Source organism: Daquilactobacillus linshuiensis, from assembly GCF_052828685.1.
This window is the reverse complement of record NZ_CM128255.1, coordinates 1,046,760-1,064,431: the sequence shown is the minus strand read 5'-3', so window position 1 is coordinate 1,064,431 and position 17,672 is coordinate 1,046,760. Positions and strand designations below refer to the sequence as shown.

Here is a 17,672-nt window from a genome sequence, read left to right as displayed (position 1 = left end):
TTATCACCTCACTTTCGTGTTAATTATACCAGTGAAGTGATTCAAAATTTTTCAAAGAACTAAAAGGAGGTGATGACATGATTACTAAAGAAGAAAAGATTAAACGTATAACAGAGCTTGACCCTAAATATACTGTGGCAATGTTGAAATCATTAAATGAATCGACTATCGACAACATGCTAATAGTTGCTAGAAATCAATTCGCTAGAGCCGTTCAAGAACAAGCATTTGAAATGGCTTAATCATTTCTACTATTTAAAGATACTAATAAATTAATCGGATAGAAATAAGAACTATTACGAATCGAAAGGAGCAATTTAATGGATATAGCTAAGCCATTAAAAAAGCATTTATTAAAAAATGATATACCTCAAAAAGCATTTGGAATACTTGCTGGTATTAGTCGGTCATCAATGAGTGATTATATGCAAGGAAGAAGTCCTAAAACTGAAAAAGCTGTAGATATTGCTAAAACTTCTAACGACTTTGAATTGAATATGAATATTATCAGTCAAATGTTCGGAATATTTAAGTTAATGGACGGTCCAAAATTAAATGGGGATGCATTAACGATTGATGCATTTACAGAATTGGAAGAGCAAGAACTACAAGCAAAATATAAAAAAAATCATGCTAGAACTTTACTTAGAAATTCTGAATTATCTAAACAAGAGCACAAAGAATTGTTAGATATAACGCTTGATGATATGGATGCGGTAATTATGAGAGTAACTAGATTAAGTGTTGAATGTGAAAAGTTAGGTGTTACTCCCATGGAATTGTTTAGCAAAAAGAAAAAAGAGTACATAGAAAAAGAATATATGGAGGCTTAATAAATGGCATTACAAGTAATTAAACCGCCTAAAAAAGTTAACAGAAGAAAACGTTATAAGAGCTACGAGTTTGTATCGATGGAAGCAATAGCAAAACATTTTAATGTAACTAAACCAACTATTACTAGATGGAGTACACGAGATGATAACCCAATGCCTAGACACAAAGCGCCATTTGGTAAGGTGGTGAATTTTGTTATCGAAGAGTGCGATAGATGGTATGAAGGAGAATGATATGGAAGGAATAATATTTTTTGGAATATTGATAATAGGAAATTGGCTCGACGGTCATAAGTTTAAAGATATGTGGGATTTCAATTTCGAAGAAAACATGAGAGCACAAAAAAAGACCCAATCAGCGGCAACTGATAAGGTCTCGAACATTAAACAAAATATTTAATAAATTAATATTAGAACATTTGGAGGCATATTTCAATGTTCAACTATGATAACTGGTTATCAGATGACGGATATGTATATCAAGATGATGAAATACCAGAACAAGATCCAGATGATTACGATGATGAATTAGGATATTAAAACTAAGGAGAAATTAATTATGGCAAATGAGTTATCAGATAAAAAAGTAAGTTATGAAGTAAATGGAGACACAGTTGAATTATCTCCAAGCATTGTTAGTCAGTTTGTAACTAAAGGAAACAGTAATCTTACAAATGAAGAAATAGTAAATTTCATGCAACTTGCAAGATTCCAAAGACTTAACCCTTTTTTGAATGAAATTTACTTAATAAAATTTGGTAGTCAACCGGCACAAATGGTTGTTTCTAAAGAAGCATTTATGAAACGTGCTGAGAATAATTCACATTATAGAGGTCTGAGAGCAGGAATTTTAGTTGACCGAAACGGTGAAATAAAACAGCTTCAAGGTGCTGTAAAGCTTAAAGATGATACTTTGATTGGTGCATGGGCAGACGTAGATAGAGATGATAGAAATTATCCAGCACACGTTGAAGTTGCTTTAGATGAGTTTTCTAAGTCACAAGCAACTTGGAAACAAATGCCACAGAATATGATTCGTAAAACAGCGATTGTTAATGCTCTACGTGAGGCATTCCCTGAAAGTCTTGGATCAATGTATACAGAAGATGATAAGGACTTGAATGAAGTTAATGGTAATTCTAAATCTAATCTTAAAAAGGTAACAGGGACTGAAACAGATAATTCATCAGTTAACGACATGCTAAACAAGGTTAAAGACGAAGTGAAAGGAGATATAAACAATGAGCCTAAATCAGAAGGACAATCTGAAACAGTTGAAAATAGTGAGCAAAGTGTCACTGAAGAAACTACAACAGAAACTGAACAACAACAATTACTATAATCCAGAAATGGATTTACCATACATGAGCTTTAGTTTATTCAAGAAATTTATTGAATGTGAAGCTGCGGCAATGAATAAGCTCTTAAATCCTAGTGAAGAAAATAATGCAACTGCCTTGTTAGTTGGTAATTATGTTCATTCATATTTTGAGAGTGAAGAAGCTCATCAAGATTTCTTAAACGAAAAAGAAAAATATATAAAGACAAGAACAGGTACATTGAGATCTGATTTTGTTAAAGCTAGTAAATATATTAAAAGATTGCAAGATTGGAAATTGTTTAATGCGTTTTACAAAGGCGAAAAAGAATCAATAGTCATTGGAAATATTGGCGGTGTTCAATGGAAAGGTAAGATCGATAATTTGAATATTGCTAAAGGTTACTTCTGTGATATTAAAACAGTTAAAGATTTTAGTAGGATTTGGAACCCTGATACTCATGAACGAGAGAATTTCGTTGTTAATCGTCAATACACAATGCAGATGTACATATATAAGACATTGTTAGAACAACAATACGGAAAAGAATTTACACCAATTATATTTGCGGTAACAAAAGAAGAACACCCAGATATTAAAGCAATTAGCTTTCAAGATTGGGACTTCTCAATTGATGAACAAACTATACAGAGTTACTTGCCTCACGTAATGAAGGTGTTATATGGCGAAGAAAAGCCAACGAGGTGTGAAAAGTGTAATTTCTGTAAAGATACTAAACAGCCAACTGATTTAGTTTCGGCTAACGATTTTTAAAGGGATGTCAAGCTGTATTTAAAAAAAGTAATAATCACTGTGCTATATGTGGCTCGAATTATGAGAGGAGGAATCATATGAATAATTATTTTCCTCATGATAGCAACGCTAGAAATTCCGATAAATTACTCCCAGTTAGGATGAAGTACGGTGCGGAAGGGTACGGAATTTACTTTATGCTTTTAGAACGTCTTAGAGAAGAAAAGGACTATACGAGTATCAAAGATTACAACATGCTAGCTTTTGATCTTCGTGTAGATTCTGGAAAATTAAAATCCATCATTGAAGATTTCGGGTTATTTGCCTTCACCGATGACGGTGAGTGTTTCTACTCCGATAGTTTCAAGAAAAGAATGGAAATCAAAGACGCTAAGAGTAAAAAACTTTCCGAAGCTGGAAGACAAGGTGCTGAAAAACGTTGGAATAAAAGCGATCAAGAGGGCAAGCCAAAGGGTAGCTATAGCCACCCTATAGCAAATGCTACAGAAAATGATAGCAAGAAAAGAAAAGGAAAGGAAACTAAAGTAAATGAAAGTAAAGTAAATAATACTGCAAAAGAAACTGACAAAGAAAAGCCCCAGCAGTCAACAGACAATATCTCTGACGCTGTCCCTAGAGAAAAACTAGCCTTAAACACTTTTCAAAACAATATCGGTGTTCTAAGTCCAATCGTGAATGAAAAAATAGCTAATTGGGTTAAAGACTTTACAGACAAGGGGACTGATGATCTAGAGGCTAACGAGATTATTAATCATGCTATCGAGATCGCTGTTAGTAAAAACGCTCGTAATTGGAGTTATGTTAATGGCATTCTTAAAAGCTATTACAACAGCAATCTATTCACCTTAGCTAATATTCAAGCTAGTGAAGATGAGTTCAAAGCAAAGCGTCAATTAAATGATCGGTATAACAAGCCTAGAGTTTTTGAACAAGGTACTGAATGGTCAGAGAAGAATCGGGAAGCTGAAATGTCTGACAAGGATGCCGACAAAATGATTGCTGAGGCTAACGCACGATTAGAACGACTGCATACATGAGGTGTGGCTAGTGAGCAGATGTTCCAAGAAATAGAAAAACATACAAACGAATATTTAAGTATACGAAATAAGGAGTCAAACCATGATAAATAGAGTTGTATTGGTTGGTCGCCTGACAAAAGACCCGGATTTGAGATATACGCAATCAGGTTCAGCAGTTGCTAGTTTTACATTAGCTGTTAACCGTCAATTTACAAATCAACAAGGAGAACGAGAGGCAGATTTCATTAACTGTGTTATCTGGAGAAAAGCTGCAGAAAACTTTGTCAACTTTACTAAAAAAGGTTCATTAGTTGGAATTGATGGTCGTTTACAATCTAGATCTTATGAAAATCAACAAGGACAAAGAGTATATGTGACTGAAGTTGTTGTAGATAACTTCTCATTGCTTGAACCAAAATCAAGTCAAAAGAATGATAATGCGTCAAATCAAGGCTTTAGCGGTGAACCAAAAGTAAATCAAAATCAAAATACTGATATTGATACAAGTAGACCTTACGAAGAAGTGAACGGAATTAAACCTGATAGTAATCCTTTTAATGATAATGGACATCCTGTTGATATATCAGATGAAGACCTTCCATTTTAGGAGTTAGCATGAATGATTTAACAGAAAAACAAGAGAGATTTTTAGCAGCTTTAAATTTCTTAATTAACGATCAATGCGTGGAACCCACAACCTCTAAATTAATGAAGTTGATGAATATTAAAACAGCGCAAGGAATATTGAGATATTTTAAGGAATTGAAACGAAAAGGCGTAATTATTTACGTTTATGGAACCCCAAATAAAGCTGTTATTACAAAAAAAGGATATGAAATTTTAGGAAGATAATTTTAAACGAGGTATGGAGTTAGTCTTGATGAATTTAGGGATTAAGTAGTTTTAGGAGAGATGTTTTGAAGATTGTAGTTGAAGGTACACCACAGGCTCAAGAGAGACCGAGATTTAAAAGATTAGGTAGCCATGTAGCGACATATGACCCAGTTAACTCGAAAAATTATAAAGCCAAACTAAAAGCTGAATGGATTAAGAAATATGGAAGAAAATCAATGCCGGAAGGTGTCCCACTAGAAATTAGTATTGTTGTCTATCGCCCCATTCAAAAGTCTATATCAAAGCGAGAACGCTCATTGAGAATCGCTAATAAGGTATTACCAATAATGAAACCTGATACTGATAATTACATCAAAATATCGATCGACGGTCTGAACGGATTAGCTTTTAAAGATGACAACGTGATAACTGATATACACGCTGCTAAGCGTTATTCAGGTGAACCTAGATTAGAAATTGAAATCAAAGAAATTGAGTTAGTTAGTGAGGAGCAGGTATGAACGCAAAGAAATTTGGAAATGCATTAAGTTATATGATAGTAGGAGCAATCGCTATTTCGGTATCTTTCATTATTATTGCAATAGGTTTTAAGATTGGCTTTTGGATAGGCTTAATAAGGGGTGGCAATATATGAACCTTTTTCCTGATCCTGATGAAAAGAAATCTATTGAAAATGCGAAAAATATTTTAAAAGATTATCGTAAAATTTCACGTATATTAGGACAACCACTAACTAATTATAAATCGCCAATGATAACTGATATTCCTAGAAGTGAAACTTATGGAAATAGCATAGAAGACAAAATCATAGATAATCTATCAGCAAAAGATGAGTATTTAGCGATTAATGATGCCATGAGAACATTATCTCAAGAGTGTTATCAAGTTCTATACTATAAGTATATGTCTAGTGAAGAACACACCAATATTTGGATAGCTGGAGCAGTATTTGGCACACCGAACGCTTATAGGACAGTTCAACGTACAATTGACAAAGGCTTACTTCAATTTAGCTATGGTTACAGAGGCGGTAAATTACTAGAATTTTCAAAATGTCCATAATTTGTCCATAATTTGTCCATAATTTGTCCATTTCACGCGAAATTGAGTGTTAAATTAGTATTATCGAAAATGTAAAAATTCTAAGTTAATTAGTTAATAGATTGAGCTTAGGCGTGAATTTGAACTTCACCCGTTGTTAAAACTACTGGTGCAATTCCAGTGCTAATTATTGCCTCTCGTTCAGGCAAAAATAAAAGTCCTCAATAGAGGCTAGCTTTATTTAACTGGTATATCGGGTTCGAATCCTGATATATCATTAGTGCAGACTCCCGGAAGTGAAATTGATTAACCTACATTTTCAATTTAACTGCACGTATTAAAGTCATTGTTTGATGGCTTTTTTATTTTGAATAATTGTTGACATACACATTTAGTGTGTATATAATGTATTTATTAAGTAAGAGGGAGGTACGCAAATGCCGATGAAGCCAAGGCAGATGATAAAACTGCTAAAAAAGAATGGCTTCATAGAAAAATCACATAATGCCTCATCGCATTGTATAATGTTCAATCCTAAGACAAATAAGACCGTTCCTGTACCAGTACATGCAAAGGAATTAGGAAAAGGATTAGAACATACGATTTTGAAAGAAGCTGGGCTTAAATAAAAAAATAACTAGGACGGTAAGTCCTAATATTTTTTAGAAGGCCGAACTTGACGCTATTTGTGTACGTTCATTTAAGAAAAGGAGGAACTTAGTATGAAAGATGTAGTAATGTATCCTGTAATTCTTCGAAAAGATGACGATGGTTATATTTTTGTACGAATTCCTGACATTGATGGTGGATTTACCCAAGGAGAAAATGAAATTGATGCTATAAAAATGGCTGAAGATGTAATTGGAAACTTATTGGAAAATGAAACCAAATACCCAGAGCCATCTAATATTGAGGATATTGAATTGGAAGATGGAGAAAAACTTGTATATGTCACAACTGATATGACTATATTTAGACAAATGTATTCTAAAAAGGTTAGAAGAAATGTAACTATTCCAGAATATCTAAATGAAATTGCTAAAAAACAAAAAATTAATGTATCTAGCGTCTTAACTGATGCATTAAAAGAAAAAATAGAAGCATAAGAATTAATTATTTAAGCGACACTCATTGAGTGCTCGCTTTTTTATTTTGAATAAAAGGATATGAAATTTTGAAAAATTCAAAAATAATCTCACAGGCTGAGACTAGAGCAAACACTGAATTACTGAACTCTAGAAGAGACAAAATAATCACATTAGAAGATGTAGATGAAACATTTAAAATTGCCGAAGAACTAATTAAAAGTGGTAATCCTGAATGGGTGGAAGATTTACATTTTACATATTCAACTATTAGAAAATTAGAAATACGCGGTTGTGATGTTAAAAGGCTAAAAGAACTATTCACAGAAAAATCAGAGGAACTATTGAAATTATGAAAGAAAGATATTATTTGAAAGTTAAGTACGGCAATTATTCAAAGATTAATGGCTTGTAATATTCATTGAAGAATTGATCTTCGCCTTCATCGTCTTCAAATTCTGGTATCTGGATATCTTCAAGTTCAGTATCAACATTAAAAATTCTTTGTTGACCTTTAATAGGTATAGGAACTATGACGCTAATATCATCTAGCATCCAAGCATACTTATTATCAGCAAGTTTTTTAACATCAACGATATTAACTAAAGCTTGAGCATATCCAGGTATAGTACCTGATATTTTACGAGCTGTTGAACATATTAGAATAGGTCCACGATATTTAGTTGACCATGATCTGTATTCAATATGCTTTCTTCCGGTAACAATGTCAGCGACGAAGTCCGGACGAATTGATAAAGCTTTCATATAATTTATGTCCTTTTTTTAAATGAATTTATTGAATTAATTATAACATTAAATTGGAGTGTGGTGAACATGTAATGGCACAGAGTAAGTACCAAGAATGGGTATCTGATAAGGGTTTGAGCATGATTGCTGGTTGGGCAAGAACTGGCTTGACTGATGAACAAATTGCAAACAATATGGGAATTAGTCGTTCTACTTTGAACGAGTGGAAAAAGAAGTATTCGGACATATCGGACACCCTAAAAGAAAATAAACAAAAAGCTGATATTGAAGTTGAAAATGCACTTTATAAAAAAGCTTTAGGGATGACTACTAAATCCAAAACTTACAAGATGGTTAAAGTTGATGATGATGTTTTAAGGGTTAGACGTGAAAGATTTCTAAATCAGTATAAGCTCAATCATCCAAAAGCTACTAAAAAAGAGTTGGCCATGAAATCAATTGAAGAAGTCCCAACGTATGAACGCATACCTATAGTTGAAAATGAAACAGAGTTAGCGCCGGATACATCAGCTATTATATTCTGGCTTAAGAATAGAATGCCAGAAGTATATAGAGACCAATCATTTAAAGAACTTAATGAAGCACAAGCTGATAAAGCTAAGGCAGATGCTGAAACAGCAATACAGAAGGCTAGAATTGCTAAAATACAAGCCGATAGTTTAGAAGGTTTAAACGATGATGGTTCAAATATTACTATTGTAGATGGGTGGTTAGATGATGAAGACGAAACGTCGACAGACAAAGATGCAGATTGATATTCAAAATGAAGTACAGCCGCACTTTAAAAATGTATGGCTATCTAAAAAACCTTATAATATTTTAAAAGGTGGACGTAACTCTTTTAAATCGTCAGTAATAGCATTGAAATTAGTCTATATGATGATTGCTTATATTATTTTGGGCAAAAAGGCTAATGTTGTAATAATACGTAAGGTTAGCAATACAATTCGTGATTCTGTCTTCTTAAAAATTCAATGGGCTTTAAATAAGTTCGGTATTGCTCATATGTTTAATATGACTGTTGCACCTTTTAAAATTACTCATAAGTTAACAGGTTCAACATTTTATTTCTATGGCCAAGATGACTTTCAAAAGTTAAAGTCTAATGATATTAACGACATAATAGCTGTATGGTATGAAGAAGCTGCTGAATTTAAGAACGCAGAAGAATTTGACCAAACTAACATTACTTTCATGCGTCAGAAACAGTCAGATGCTGAAATGGTACAGTTTTTTTGGTCATATAATCCACCACGTAATCCGTATTCATGGATTAATGAGTGGACGGACTCAAAATTGGGAGATAATAACTATTTAGTAGACTCATCGAGTTATTTAGACGATGAATTGGGCTTTATAACAAATCAAATACTAGATGAGATTAATCGAATTAAAGAAAATGACTACGATTACTACAGATATTTATATCTTGGTGAAGCTGTTGGGTTAGGGTCAAATATTTACAATATGAATTTATTTCATTCTATAAAACAATTACCAGATGACGACTCTATAGGTGGTCTAACATATTCTATTGATGCAGGACACCAAACATCAGCTACAACTTGTTTATGTGTAGGAATTACGCAAAAAGGCAAAGTTATTTTAATAGATACATATTATTATTCACCTGCTGGAAGAGAATATAAAAAATCACCTCAGCAATTAGCGAAAGATATTCACAAGTTCATTGAACGAACAAGTCTTGAATATCCTAATGCAACAATCATTAAAAGAACAATTGATTCTGCGGAAGGTGGTTTAAGAAATCAATATTACAATGATTTTAAAATTAAACTTCATGGCGTTAACAAAGCTATGAAGAAAGAAACTATGATTGATTATATGCAAGACTTACTCGCTCAAGGGCGAGTTTTTATTTTGCAAAAAGAAAGCAATCAAATAGTCATATCCCAGCACAGACAATATCGTTGGGACGAAAAAACAATTGAAACAGATAATCCCAAAGTTATCAAAGAAGAAGATCATACATGTGATGCATTTCAGTACATGGCAATTGATAACAGGAGATTACTTGGTTTAAAAAGGTAGGTTAGTAAATGTTTAATAGATTAAAGAACTTTTTTAGACAGACAGGAGCTGAGATAGGAATGGTTGAATCTTTAACTAATATCACTGATCACAAAAAAATAAATGTTGATCCATTAGAATATCAAAGAATTAATAAAAGCCGACAATATTTGGAAGGTAAATTTGATGATGTGAAGTATAAAAATACGTATGGGGTGGAACAAACAAGGCCTTATATGACTATTAACATGATGAAAGTTGTCGTTAAAAGATTAGCTTCACTTTTATATAACGAACAATGCAGAATTAAAGTTGGAGATGATGAGAAATTTAAAGATGCTAATGATTTTATTGAAAATACTTTTAATGATAATGATTTTAATAAAAATTTTGAGAGATATCTTGAATCAGATTTAGCTTTAGGTGGTTTAGTTATTAGACCTTATTTTGATAAAGCGCAAAATAAAATTAAATTAGCTTGGTGTCAAGCTCCTACTGTATATCCATTGAAGAATAACACTAATGATGTGTCAGATATTGCGATTGCAACAGTTAATCAAAAAATTGAAAATGATAAAGTAATCTATTACACATTACTAGAATTTCACGAATGGATAAATGGCGTATATACAATCACTAATGAACTTTACAGATCAGAAAATAAGAGCAGAGTAGGTATTAAAGTACCTTTAAATACGTACTATGAAGATTTACCTGAGAAATCAGAGATTAATAATATTAAGCATCCCATTTTTGTTTATATGAAGCCACAAGGATTTAACAATAGAAATATAATTAGTCCACTTGGCATAGGTATTTGCGATAATGCATTAGAAACTCTTAAACAGATAAATGATACTTTTGATAAATTTAACTGGGAAATTCAAATGGGACAAAGAAGAGTTGGTGTTCCAAGTGATTTAGTTGCAACAACTTTTGATGAACAGGGTAGTAAGCCAAAAGAAGTATTTGATACAAATCAGAATGTGTTTTTTGAGTTACCTGGTGACTCCGAAAATGGTTTCACGTTAAGTGATTTAACTCCAGATATTAGAACTGATGAGTTTGTTGGAGCAATAAACAATGCTCTTAGAATGCTCGAATTACAAACAGGATTTTCTGCAGGTACTTTTTCATTTGATGCAAAAAACGGAATGCAAACGGCTACAGAAGTTGTTTCAGAAAACAGCATGACTTATCAAACGCGAAATTCTCAACTAACAATGGTTGAACGCGGAATTAAGGAATTAATAATTGCAGTGCTCGAACTCGCGAGCACAGAAGAGATTAATCTTTATGATGGTAAATTGCCAACATTAAATGATATATCTATTGATTTTGACGATGGAGTATTCACTGATAAGAAGCAGAAACTAGACTACTATTCACAACTTTTATCGAGTGGCTTAGTTTCCAAATTAAAAGCCATTAAAATGGTTTTTGGTGTTACAGATGACCAAGCACAGGAAATGTTAGACGAGATCAACGAAGAAGTATCAAATAGTCATGAAGTATCAGCTCAAGCACCAATGTTTGCTAATGGTGATGAATAATGTCATCAAGACAATTAGATCTGTACTCTAGTCAAATTCAAGATACGTATAAAGCTCTTGAAGATGAAATAGTAAGTATGTTCATTAAAAAATTAAATGGGGATGTTTTAGATAAAAAAGATTTTAATATTTACCGTTGGCATTTAAGTAAGTTAAATGAACTACATATTTTAAATAATGAAACTATAGATATCATTTCGAGTGCAACTGGCATTAGTCAAAAGCTAATTAAAAAAATGATTATTGATGGCGGTTATCAAATTGCAGAATCAACAAGTAAAGATTTATCTAATTCACTAAATGCAGATGATAAGGGGATTTCTTCTGACGTTGATGATTTATTAAAGTCAATGCTCGAACAGACTAACGCAGATATGAATAATTTCGTAAATCAAACTCTATTGACAAGTAATTACGGTCAAGGTGCTGTTTACGATGCCTACCAATCAATTTTAAATGAAATGATGGGTAAAGTTATCTCAGGAATTAAAACACCAAGAGAGGCATTAAATAGTGCTATTTATAATTTTATCGATAAAGGATTAAATTCAGGGTTTATTGATAAAGCTGGGAGACAATGGAGCTTAGAATCATATATAAGAATGTTAATGGATACAACTGTATATAACGTGATGAACGAGTCAAGAATGAGAGAAGCACATGAATATGATGTACATACATTTTTAATGAGTTCTCATCCTAAAAGTCGTCCTGCATGTGCTTTTATTCAGGGCCATGTTGTTAATGATGTACCAAGAAATGATGCTCACTTCGATGGTAGATTTCCAACGATTTATGATTATGGATATGGAGAACCTGCAGGAACATTTGGTATTAACTGTAGACATATTAAATATCCATTTATACCTGGGGTAAATATCAATAATCAACCACAATATGACCCAAAGGAAGCGATAAAGAATGGTGAATTACAACAGAGGCAAAGGCAAATCGAACGTGCAATTAGAAATAATAAAAGTAAGTTAAATGCTGCTACTCAGTTAAACGATGAAAATGGAATTTTTAAATATAAAAATTTAATTAGAAATCAACAAGCTGCATTACGTGATTATCTTAAGAAACATTCAGCATTAAATAGAGATTATTCCCGTGAAAAAGTATATAATAAGCCTATATCAAAGGCTGAAAAGGAAGAGATATTAAAACGTAGTACAATCAATACTCAAAAGAATAATAGGCATATTCCTGGTACTTATGAATATAATGAGAAAGTTAAAGTAATGGGAAAAAGAAACAGAAGACCAAGTTATTTAACAATAGATGAAAACGAAATAATAAATCTAGTTGATCAATATGGTGTTAAAGATTTAACAACAAGAACTATTGCATTTGATGCCAAAAAGATAGTTGGCTATTTCGTTGATGCTAACGGAAGAGAATATGCTACAAGTTGGTTATTAGTTACCTATTCAAAAAATGGTTATCACGTAACACCCATTAAACCAAAATAGGAGATGTAATAAATGGATAATGAGTTTTTAGACTATGAAGCTAAATATACTGGAATAAATGTTGATATTATTACGAAAGACAATAAAAGCTACAGTGGCATTGTCTCAGCTGTTATACCTGCTGAAGATATTGATGATAATAGAAATATGATTGTATTAAACGCTACTGATAAATTAACTGAATTGTTTATTGATGAAATTAAACAAATTAAAACAAAATAAACAGCATCTTACGTTTGTAAGGTGCTTTTTTTGTGCACAAAATTAAGGAGAATATTATGTTTAATAAAAAGAAGCGTTCTAAAGAACAAATAGGTTTAGACATAACTTCTGTTAGTCTACAAGCAGATGTTAAAGAAAGAATGAAAGTAAATATTGAATTAGAAATATTTACTAATCCAAACAACGAAAATTTACATTTGATTGAAGATTTAGTAAATAAAATTGGAAAAATAAAACTTTAAAAATTGAATAATTCGACCTGAGCACGTCGTTAAACCGCTTATTTTTTATGCAGAAATTTCGTGTCTCGTGGCACGTTAAAAATAAACGTTAGGAGAGTAGGCATGAAAAGAGAAGATTTAAAAGATTTAGAATTATCTGACGAACAAGTTGATAAGATTATGAGTTTGCACGGAAAAACAGTGAATGATTTGAATAGTCAAATCACTTCGTTAAAAACCGAAAAAGATACACTATCTGAGCAAGTAAATCAATCTAGCAAGCAGCTTGAAGAATTGAAGGAAAGTACAAAAGACAATGAGAGTCTTCAAACTAAAATCCAAGAACTTCAAGATGCAAACAAACAACTTGAAAATGAGAGCAGTTCTAAATTGACTGAGGCACAGAAAGGATTTGCCCTTGAATTAGCATTAAGAGATGCCGGTGCTCATGATGTTAAAACCGTATTGCCTTTACTAGATCAGGACACTATCAAATTTGAAAATGAAAAATTAACTGGTCTTGATGAGCAATTAAAGAATATTCAAGAGAACAAATCATTTTTGTTTCAAAGCAAAGAAGATGGTAAAGGAAAACCAAGCATCACAACTTTGGACAATCCTAATCCACCCTCAAATGGTAATGGTGCGAATGATCCATTCGCTGAAAAAGTTGCTAAATATCAATAGAATATAGGAGGCCATAAGAATGGCAGGAGAAAACAATAATCAAGCAGTAAGAAGTTATCAAAAACAATTTATGAGTTTGCTACAAGCAGTGTTTGCTAAGCAAGCATACTTTGGCGAATTTTTTGGAAATAATCTACAAGCATTAGATGGAGTAACAAATAACGAAACGGCATTTTCTGTTAAGACTAATGATATACCTGTGGTTGTTGGAAGCAAATATAGCAAAGATAAAGATATTGCATTTGGTAAGGGTACATCAAATTCAAACAGATTTGGTGAAAGAACAGAAGTGATTTATAGCGATACTGATGTTAAATATAGTTGGGAATGGGTATTTCATGAAGGTATTGATAGACACACGGTGAATGCTGACTTTAATGGAGCAATAGCTGACAGAACAGATCTTCAAGCACAAGCTAAAGTACAAATGTTTGATAATCATGGCGGTAAATTCATTTCTAGCATTGCAAACGAAGCATTAGAGCTTAAAGATTTTACAGCGGATTCAGTGCTAGCGTTGTTCAATTCACTGGCAAGTAAATATGTGAATATGGAAGCTGTAGGTCAAAAGATGGCATGGGTTAAACCTGAATTGTATAACGCAATTGTTGACCACCCATTAACAACTAAATCAAAAGATTCAAGTGCTGATATCGACAATAACGGTATTTTGAATTTTAAAGGTTTCAGAATTAAAGAAGTTCCTGAAGATAAATTTCAAGATGGAGAAATTGCATACACTTCAATTACAGGAGTTGGACGTCAATTTACTGGCATTAATACAGCTAGAACTATCGAGGCACAAGACTTTGACGGTGTAGCATTCCAGGGAGCTGGAAAGGCTGGAGAATTTATTTTGCCTGCTAATAAAAAGGCAGTTATTAAAGTAATTACTGGTACAGCGTCAAAATAATAGCCCCAAGTAAGGTTGAGGTAACAGCTACTGCAGATGGGGCAACGATTATAACAGAATAAGTAGGAGGAAAGATCATGCCAAGAAAAAAAACAATATCTGCAATTGATCGTACAGGTCAAACTCTATTAGTTCTTGATAATGCAGGTAAAGCTGTCTTTACAGGAAAAATTGGAGAAAAGACAGTTTCTATCACTGGCCTTGCAGCTGGTACAAAAGTTGCAACTGGAGATTATAAAGTTGCTTACACTGATGGAACTCAAACGTCTGATTCAGTAGATGTTCCAGCATTTGAAGTCCCAGCAGAAGGGTAGAGCTAAAATGAACACTACATATTTAACTTTTGCTGAGTTTAAAAAAATGGGATTTGATATTGATGAAAATAATTTTGATGATTTATATAAAAGAGCAATGGATCAATTATTGATTGTAACTCGAAGGTTTTATCAATTTAATGATTTTGAAAAAGACTACACGTTTAGAAAAGATGCATATAAGTTAGCTTTAGCATATCAAGTAATGTATATGTATTCTCAAAGTGTTTCATCCGCTGACGATGTAGCCAATAAACCTAATTCGGTATCACAATCAATTGATGGTACAAGTGTTTCAAAAACGTTTAGTAACACTACCTCTTCAAATAGTAGTGGTGTATCTAGAGCTGTAAGTCAAGAAGCGTTAAATCAGTTAAGTGGTACTGGTCTTTTATATCGAGGTGTTGAATATGACTGAACTAATAGACTCATCGTGGTTAATCCATAATATTAAAATATTTAAAGTTAAAGGTACTGATGAATATAATAATCCGATCTATAAAGATAGGCCGATAGAGCTTAATCATGTCAGAGTCAATATAGAAAATAAATATTCAGGAAGTCAAAATAATAAAGAGATCGTAGCAACTGCTACGGTCTTTTCTTTTGCAGATTTTACAGAAAATTATTTTGTAGCTGATGATAGTTTATTAAAAGCTAAGGTTGAGTATAAAGGCGATGATTATAAATTGGTTGGTTATAAAAATTCATTATATGTAGAAACCGATAAGCCTTATCAAACTAAGTTGAGTTTATTATGACAATAAAAATAAAGGTTGATCTATCAGGTATCAATGAGAAGTTTTCAGTCAGAAATATTCAATATGGAAAAACCGCATTGGCAAATCAAATGCTTTCAGATATGAACAATGAAGTTCCATTAAGAGATGGATATTTACGTAATTCGGGTCATATTGAAAGGAATAGTTCTCAATTGGTGTGGGATACACCATATGCACACCGTCAATATTCCAATAAGTATAGACATCCACGAGGTGGAAGCGATCATTGGGACAAGAAAGCTAAATCGATTTATGGAAAACAATGGGTAGAAGTATTTAAGAAAGGGGCTAAATTCTGATGGATTTTATGGAAAAGTTAAAAGATAACATTAATGGAATCAGTGAATTACCAATGCACATGAAACTTGGATATTTAACCGAATCGGATAGTCTCGTTATGTATGGAATACCTGGAGGAAAGGTTAACCGTAAATATTACGATGGAGTTAAAGATGAGTCTTTAAATTATGAAATTGGTATTAAAACTAAAAATCAAAAATTAGCTAATAGAACTCTATGGTTAATTCAAACTCATTTAGAAGGGTTAGAAGAATTATTAAGTGATGATTCTAGCTTCGAATTTCAAGGAATAGAAATATCAAATAAGCCCTTTTTATCTGGAGAAGATGAACAGGACTTTTTTATTTATCTGCTTAATATTCAAGCAGATTTAACAACGTTTAAAAAATAGGAGGACTTTGACATGCGTCAAAAAAACGCTAAAAGAAAACACTTTATTGCACCATGGACAAGTGATGAAAAAAAACCGGAAGAAGCAGATTATTTGCCATTAGCTCACTGGATTACAACTTTAGAAGATGACTCTGATGAAGATACAGATGATTATGGTGACTATGCAGGAGATGGAAACAAGAAGTCAACTTTAAATGGACGTACTGAAAAATGGAACTTTGAAGGAACATATGATTCTGCAGATCCTGCTCATAAGTTGATTGCTTCAATGCGTCGTAAAACAACAGATGAAGAGCGTATGGTTTGGCACAAAATCATTGAAACTGACGGAACTATTGTTGAAGGACCAGCAATGGTCATGGAACCTAAAGCCGGTTCGGGTGATGCAACTGATTACGAAGACTTAGAAGGTCATATTGATTACACACAAACACCAACTGAAACTCCTGCAACAACAACACCCTAATGATCCCCAAAATGTGGTAGTTACTGCTACAAAAGATGGTGCAATTATTACTGCTGAATAGGGGTTATTCATTTTAGCCCTGACACTTTGAAAAGGTGTTAGGGCTTTTTATTTTTAATAATAAGATTAGGAGAAATATTATGACAATTAAAACTTTAAATTTTAAAGCTCAACAAGAAGGTATACCTTTCAATGTTGAAGTCGAGCAAATGAATGGTTCAACAAAACTAGTGCAAGTCTTTTTAAAAACAGATGAAAATTCATTGATAGAGTTGATGAATAAAGCTAATGAAATAAACGAAAAAACAAAAGATATATCAAAGAAATATCCAGCAATTAATGAAGAACTTTCAGAAGACAATGTTGAAAAAATTGAAGAAGCAGTTAAAGGAGTAACTGAGTTTGTAAAAACTAATTATGATGAACTTTTTGGAGAAGGATCATATCAAAAATTTGTAGATGCAGGATTAAGTCTTAGAAAGTTAATTCCATTGTTAGATGATATGTCTGAGGCTGCTACAAAACAGTTAGAGGAAGATAATAAAGAATCTAAGAAAAAATCAGACAAGAAAAAAGCAAATGCTTTGATTAATAAAAAGAAAAAACAAAACAAGTAGGTGGTTA

Annotated in this window: 31 protein-coding genes; 30 read left to right on the top strand and 1 reads right to left on the bottom strand. The window is 32.5% G+C overall.

Annotation, left to right across the window (positions count from 1 at the left end; all coding sequences use genetic code 11):
• Positions 1–77 precede the first annotated feature (77 nt).
• The 15 genes from ACUV9F_RS05795 (at position 78) to ACUV9F_RS05725 (ending at position 7,282) form a co-directional block, all read left to right on the top strand.
• Positions 78–242, top strand: coding sequence for a hypothetical protein (locus ACUV9F_RS05795; RefSeq protein ID WP_446183334.1), 165 nt, complete (start codon positions 78–80; stop codon positions 240–242).
• Positions 243–320: 78 nt separating this feature from the next.
• Positions 321–833 carry a helix-turn-helix domain-containing protein gene (locus ACUV9F_RS05790; protein WP_446183333.1) on the top strand — a complete coding sequence of 171 codons (513 nt, stop codon included), beginning with the start codon at positions 321–323 and terminating at the stop codon, positions 831–833.
• Between the two features lie 3 nt (positions 834–836).
• Positions 837–1,067 carry a hypothetical protein gene (locus tag ACUV9F_RS05785; RefSeq protein ID WP_446183332.1) on the top strand — a complete coding sequence of 77 codons (231 nt, stop codon included), beginning with the start codon at positions 837–839 and terminating at the stop codon, positions 1,065–1,067.
• A gap of 1 nt (position 1,068) precedes the next feature.
• Complete coding sequence (locus ACUV9F_RS05780) at positions 1,069–1,233, top strand: hypothetical protein (protein ID WP_446183331.1); 165 nt, start codon at positions 1,069–1,071, stop codon at positions 1,231–1,233.
• A 159-nt stretch (positions 1,234–1,392) separates the two neighbouring features.
• Complete coding sequence (gene bet, locus ACUV9F_RS05775; protein ID WP_446183330.1) at positions 1,393–2,175, top strand: phage recombination protein Bet; 783 nt, start codon at positions 1,393–1,395, stop codon at positions 2,173–2,175.
• Between the two features lie 22 nt (positions 2,176–2,197).
• On the top strand, positions 2,198–2,926 hold the full coding sequence (locus ACUV9F_RS05770; RefSeq protein ID WP_446183329.1) for a PD-(D/E)XK nuclease-like domain-containing protein: 729 nt from the start codon (positions 2,198–2,200) through the stop codon (positions 2,924–2,926).
• Between the two features lie 77 nt (positions 2,927–3,003).
• A complete protein-coding gene (locus tag ACUV9F_RS05765; RefSeq protein WP_446183328.1) occupies positions 3,004–3,963 on the top strand; it encodes a DnaD domain protein in 960 nt (319 codons plus the stop codon).
• 82 nt (positions 3,964–4,045) lie between these two features.
• Entirely contained in the window at positions 4,046–4,552 is a 507-nt protein-coding gene (gene ssb, locus ACUV9F_RS05760; RefSeq protein ID WP_446183327.1) for a single-stranded DNA-binding protein, read from the top strand.
• An 8-nt stretch (positions 4,553–4,560) separates the two neighbouring features.
• Positions 4,561–4,797: a LexA family protein gene (locus ACUV9F_RS05755; RefSeq protein WP_446183326.1), complete on the top strand. Its 237-nt coding sequence runs from the start codon at positions 4,561–4,563 to the stop codon at positions 4,795–4,797.
• Positions 4,798–4,862: 65 nt separating this feature from the next.
• Positions 4,863–5,300, top strand: a complete 438-nt coding sequence (locus ACUV9F_RS05750) for a RusA family crossover junction endodeoxyribonuclease (protein ID WP_446183325.1) — start codon at positions 4,863–4,865, stop codon at positions 5,298–5,300.
• Entirely contained in the window at positions 5,297–5,434 is a 138-nt protein-coding gene (locus tag ACUV9F_RS05745; RefSeq protein WP_446183324.1) for a hypothetical protein, read from the top strand. Before ACUV9F_RS05750 ends, ACUV9F_RS05745 begins: the two co-directional genes overlap by 4 nt.
• Positions 5,431–5,862, top strand: coding sequence for an ArpU family phage packaging/lysis transcriptional regulator (locus ACUV9F_RS05740; RefSeq protein WP_446183323.1), 432 nt, complete (start codon positions 5,431–5,433; stop codon positions 5,860–5,862). The genes ACUV9F_RS05745 and ACUV9F_RS05740 overlap by 4 nt, the downstream gene beginning before the upstream one ends.
• Before the next feature lie 416 nt (positions 5,863–6,278).
• Positions 6,279–6,470 (top strand): type II toxin-antitoxin system HicA family toxin, encoded by a 192-nt coding sequence (locus tag ACUV9F_RS05735; protein ID WP_446183322.1) that lies wholly within the window; start codon positions 6,279–6,281, stop codon positions 6,468–6,470.
• A gap of 93 nt (positions 6,471–6,563) precedes the next feature.
• Positions 6,564–6,947 (top strand): type II toxin-antitoxin system HicB family antitoxin, encoded by a 384-nt coding sequence (locus ACUV9F_RS05730; RefSeq protein ID WP_446183321.1) that lies wholly within the window; start codon positions 6,564–6,566, stop codon positions 6,945–6,947.
• Positions 6,948–7,015: 68 nt separating this feature from the next.
• Entirely contained in the window at positions 7,016–7,282 is a 267-nt protein-coding gene (locus tag ACUV9F_RS05725; protein ID WP_446183320.1) for a hypothetical protein, read from the top strand.
• A 34-nt stretch (positions 7,283–7,316) separates the two neighbouring features.
• Here ACUV9F_RS05725 and ACUV9F_RS05720 read toward each other — a convergent pair whose 3' ends face one another.
• Positions 7,317–7,691 carry an ASCH domain-containing protein gene (locus ACUV9F_RS05720; protein ID WP_446183319.1) on the bottom strand — a complete coding sequence of 125 codons (375 nt, stop codon included), beginning with the start codon at positions 7,689–7,691 and terminating at the stop codon, positions 7,317–7,319.
• Between the two features lie 74 nt (positions 7,692–7,765).
• Between ACUV9F_RS05720 and ACUV9F_RS05715 the strand changes: the two genes are divergently transcribed.
• The 15 genes from ACUV9F_RS05715 (at position 7,766) to ACUV9F_RS05645 (ending at position 17,665) form a co-directional block, all read left to right on the top strand.
• A complete protein-coding gene (locus ACUV9F_RS05715; RefSeq protein WP_446183318.1) occupies positions 7,766–8,449 on the top strand; it encodes a helix-turn-helix domain-containing protein in 684 nt (227 codons plus the stop codon).
• Complete coding sequence (locus ACUV9F_RS05710; RefSeq protein WP_446184358.1) at positions 8,439–9,746, top strand: PBSX family phage terminase large subunit; 1,308 nt, start codon at positions 8,439–8,441, stop codon at positions 9,744–9,746. Before ACUV9F_RS05715 ends, ACUV9F_RS05710 begins: the two co-directional genes overlap by 11 nt.
• 8 nt (positions 9,747–9,754) lie before the next feature.
• On the top strand, positions 9,755–11,278 hold the full coding sequence (locus ACUV9F_RS05705) for a phage portal protein (protein WP_446183317.1): 1,524 nt from the start codon (positions 9,755–9,757) through the stop codon (positions 11,276–11,278).
• Positions 11,278–12,750, top strand: coding sequence for a phage minor capsid protein (locus ACUV9F_RS05700; RefSeq protein WP_446183316.1), 1,473 nt, complete (start codon positions 11,278–11,280; stop codon positions 12,748–12,750). The genes ACUV9F_RS05705 and ACUV9F_RS05700 overlap by 1 nt, the downstream gene beginning before the upstream one ends.
• Before the next feature lie 12 nt (positions 12,751–12,762).
• Positions 12,763–12,972 carry a hypothetical protein gene (locus tag ACUV9F_RS05695; RefSeq protein ID WP_446183315.1) on the top strand — a complete coding sequence of 70 codons (210 nt, stop codon included), beginning with the start codon at positions 12,763–12,765 and terminating at the stop codon, positions 12,970–12,972.
• A 56-nt stretch (positions 12,973–13,028) separates the two neighbouring features.
• Positions 13,029–13,214, top strand: a complete 186-nt coding sequence (locus tag ACUV9F_RS05690) for a hypothetical protein (RefSeq protein WP_446183314.1) — start codon at positions 13,029–13,031, stop codon at positions 13,212–13,214.
• A 102-nt stretch (positions 13,215–13,316) separates the two neighbouring features.
• Positions 13,317–13,880: a phage scaffolding protein gene (locus ACUV9F_RS05685; RefSeq protein WP_446183313.1), complete on the top strand. Its 564-nt coding sequence runs from the start codon at positions 13,317–13,319 to the stop codon at positions 13,878–13,880.
• A gap of 19 nt (positions 13,881–13,899) precedes the next feature.
• Positions 13,900–14,793, top strand: coding sequence for a phage capsid protein (locus tag ACUV9F_RS05680; RefSeq protein ID WP_446183312.1), 894 nt, complete (start codon positions 13,900–13,902; stop codon positions 14,791–14,793).
• Positions 14,794–14,870: 77 nt separating this feature from the next.
• A complete protein-coding gene (locus ACUV9F_RS05675) occupies positions 14,871–15,107 on the top strand; it encodes a hypothetical protein (protein ID WP_446183311.1) in 237 nt (78 codons plus the stop codon).
• Positions 15,108–15,114: 7 nt separating this feature from the next.
• Positions 15,115–15,525, top strand: a complete 411-nt coding sequence (locus ACUV9F_RS05670; RefSeq protein ID WP_446183310.1) for a head-tail connector protein — start codon at positions 15,115–15,117, stop codon at positions 15,523–15,525.
• Complete coding sequence (locus ACUV9F_RS05665; protein WP_446183309.1) at positions 15,518–15,868, top strand: putative minor capsid protein; 351 nt, start codon at positions 15,518–15,520, stop codon at positions 15,866–15,868. Before ACUV9F_RS05670 ends, ACUV9F_RS05665 begins: the two co-directional genes overlap by 8 nt.
• Positions 15,865–16,188, top strand: coding sequence for a minor capsid protein (locus ACUV9F_RS05660; RefSeq protein WP_446183308.1), 324 nt, complete (start codon positions 15,865–15,867; stop codon positions 16,186–16,188). The genes ACUV9F_RS05665 and ACUV9F_RS05660 overlap by 4 nt, the downstream gene beginning before the upstream one ends.
• Positions 16,188–16,580 carry a minor capsid protein gene (locus ACUV9F_RS05655; RefSeq protein ID WP_446183307.1) on the top strand — a complete coding sequence of 131 codons (393 nt, stop codon included), beginning with the start codon at positions 16,188–16,190 and terminating at the stop codon, positions 16,578–16,580. Before ACUV9F_RS05660 ends, ACUV9F_RS05655 begins: the two co-directional genes overlap by 1 nt.
• Before the next feature lie 12 nt (positions 16,581–16,592).
• Positions 16,593–17,048 (top strand): phage tail tube protein, encoded by a 456-nt coding sequence (locus tag ACUV9F_RS05650; RefSeq protein WP_446183306.1) that lies wholly within the window; start codon positions 16,593–16,595, stop codon positions 17,046–17,048.
• 140 nt (positions 17,049–17,188) lie between these two features.
• Positions 17,189–17,665 (top strand): hypothetical protein, encoded by a 477-nt coding sequence (locus tag ACUV9F_RS05645; protein WP_446183305.1) that lies wholly within the window; start codon positions 17,189–17,191, stop codon positions 17,663–17,665.
• Positions 17,666–17,672 lie beyond the last annotated feature (7 nt).

Bases quoted from the DNA above. Each gene is read 5' to 3' on its own strand.
- ACUV9F_RS05765 (WP_446183328.1), top strand. From the start codon at position 3,004: ATGAATAATTATTTTCCTCATGATAGCAACGCTAGAAATTCCGATAAA.
- ACUV9F_RS05645 (WP_446183305.1), top strand. From the start codon at position 17,189: ATGACAATTAAAACTTTAAATTTTAAAGCTCAACAAGAAGGTATACCT.
- ACUV9F_RS05795 (WP_446183334.1), top strand. From the start codon at position 78: ATGATTACTAAAGAAGAAAAGATTAAACGTATAACAGAGCTTGACCCT.
- ACUV9F_RS05685 (WP_446183313.1), top strand. From the start codon at position 13,317: ATGAAAAGAGAAGATTTAAAAGATTTAGAATTATCTGACGAACAAGTT.
- ssb (WP_446183327.1), top strand. From the start codon at position 4,046: ATGATAAATAGAGTTGTATTGGTTGGTCGCCTGACAAAAGACCCGGAT.
- ACUV9F_RS05695 (WP_446183315.1), top strand. From the start codon at position 12,763: ATGGATAATGAGTTTTTAGACTATGAAGCTAAATATACTGGAATAAAT.
- ACUV9F_RS05680 (WP_446183312.1), top strand. From the start codon at position 13,900: ATGGCAGGAGAAAACAATAATCAAGCAGTAAGAAGTTATCAAAAACAA.
- ACUV9F_RS05770 (WP_446183329.1), top strand. From the start codon at position 2,198: ATGAGCTTTAGTTTATTCAAGAAATTTATTGAATGTGAAGCTGCGGCA.
- ACUV9F_RS05785 (WP_446183332.1), top strand. From the start codon at position 837: ATGGCATTACAAGTAATTAAACCGCCTAAAAAAGTTAACAGAAGAAAA.
- ACUV9F_RS05780 (WP_446183331.1), top strand. From the start codon at position 1,069: ATGGAAGGAATAATATTTTTTGGAATATTGATAATAGGAAATTGGCTC.
- ACUV9F_RS05655 (WP_446183307.1), top strand. From the start codon at position 16,188: ATGGATTTTATGGAAAAGTTAAAAGATAACATTAATGGAATCAGTGAA.
- ACUV9F_RS05660 (WP_446183308.1), top strand. From the start codon at position 15,865: ATGACAATAAAAATAAAGGTTGATCTATCAGGTATCAATGAGAAGTTT.
- ACUV9F_RS05690 (WP_446183314.1), top strand. From the start codon at position 13,029: ATGTTTAATAAAAAGAAGCGTTCTAAAGAACAAATAGGTTTAGACATA.
- ACUV9F_RS05670 (WP_446183310.1), top strand. From the start codon at position 15,115: ATGAACACTACATATTTAACTTTTGCTGAGTTTAAAAAAATGGGATTT.
- ACUV9F_RS05735 (WP_446183322.1), top strand. From the start codon at position 6,279: ATGCCGATGAAGCCAAGGCAGATGATAAAACTGCTAAAAAAGAATGGC.
- ACUV9F_RS05700 (WP_446183316.1), top strand. From the start codon at position 11,278: ATGTCATCAAGACAATTAGATCTGTACTCTAGTCAAATTCAAGATACG.
- ACUV9F_RS05715 (WP_446183318.1), top strand. From the start codon at position 7,766: ATGGCACAGAGTAAGTACCAAGAATGGGTATCTGATAAGGGTTTGAGC.
- ACUV9F_RS05790 (WP_446183333.1), top strand. From the start codon at position 321: ATGGATATAGCTAAGCCATTAAAAAAGCATTTATTAAAAAATGATATA.
- ACUV9F_RS05720 (WP_446183319.1), bottom strand. From the start codon at position 7,691: ATGAAAGCTTTATCAATTCGTCCGGACTTCGTCGCTGACATTGTTACC.
- bet (WP_446183330.1), top strand. From the start codon at position 1,393: ATGGCAAATGAGTTATCAGATAAAAAAGTAAGTTATGAAGTAAATGGA.
- ACUV9F_RS05745 (WP_446183324.1), top strand. From the start codon at position 5,297: ATGAACGCAAAGAAATTTGGAAATGCATTAAGTTATATGATAGTAGGA.
- ACUV9F_RS05675 (WP_446183311.1), top strand. From the start codon at position 14,871: ATGCCAAGAAAAAAAACAATATCTGCAATTGATCGTACAGGTCAAACT.
- ACUV9F_RS05710 (WP_446184358.1), top strand. From the start codon at position 8,439: ATGCAGATTGATATTCAAAATGAAGTACAGCCGCACTTTAAAAATGTA.
- ACUV9F_RS05650 (WP_446183306.1), top strand. From the start codon at position 16,593: ATGCGTCAAAAAAACGCTAAAAGAAAACACTTTATTGCACCATGGACA.
- ACUV9F_RS05665 (WP_446183309.1), top strand. From the start codon at position 15,518: ATGACTGAACTAATAGACTCATCGTGGTTAATCCATAATATTAAAATA.
- ACUV9F_RS05730 (WP_446183321.1), top strand. From the start codon at position 6,564: ATGAAAGATGTAGTAATGTATCCTGTAATTCTTCGAAAAGATGACGAT.
- ACUV9F_RS05755 (WP_446183326.1), top strand. From the start codon at position 4,561: ATGAATGATTTAACAGAAAAACAAGAGAGATTTTTAGCAGCTTTAAAT.
- ACUV9F_RS05740 (WP_446183323.1), top strand. From the start codon at position 5,431: ATGAACCTTTTTCCTGATCCTGATGAAAAGAAATCTATTGAAAATGCG.
- ACUV9F_RS05705 (WP_446183317.1), top strand. From the start codon at position 9,755: ATGTTTAATAGATTAAAGAACTTTTTTAGACAGACAGGAGCTGAGATA.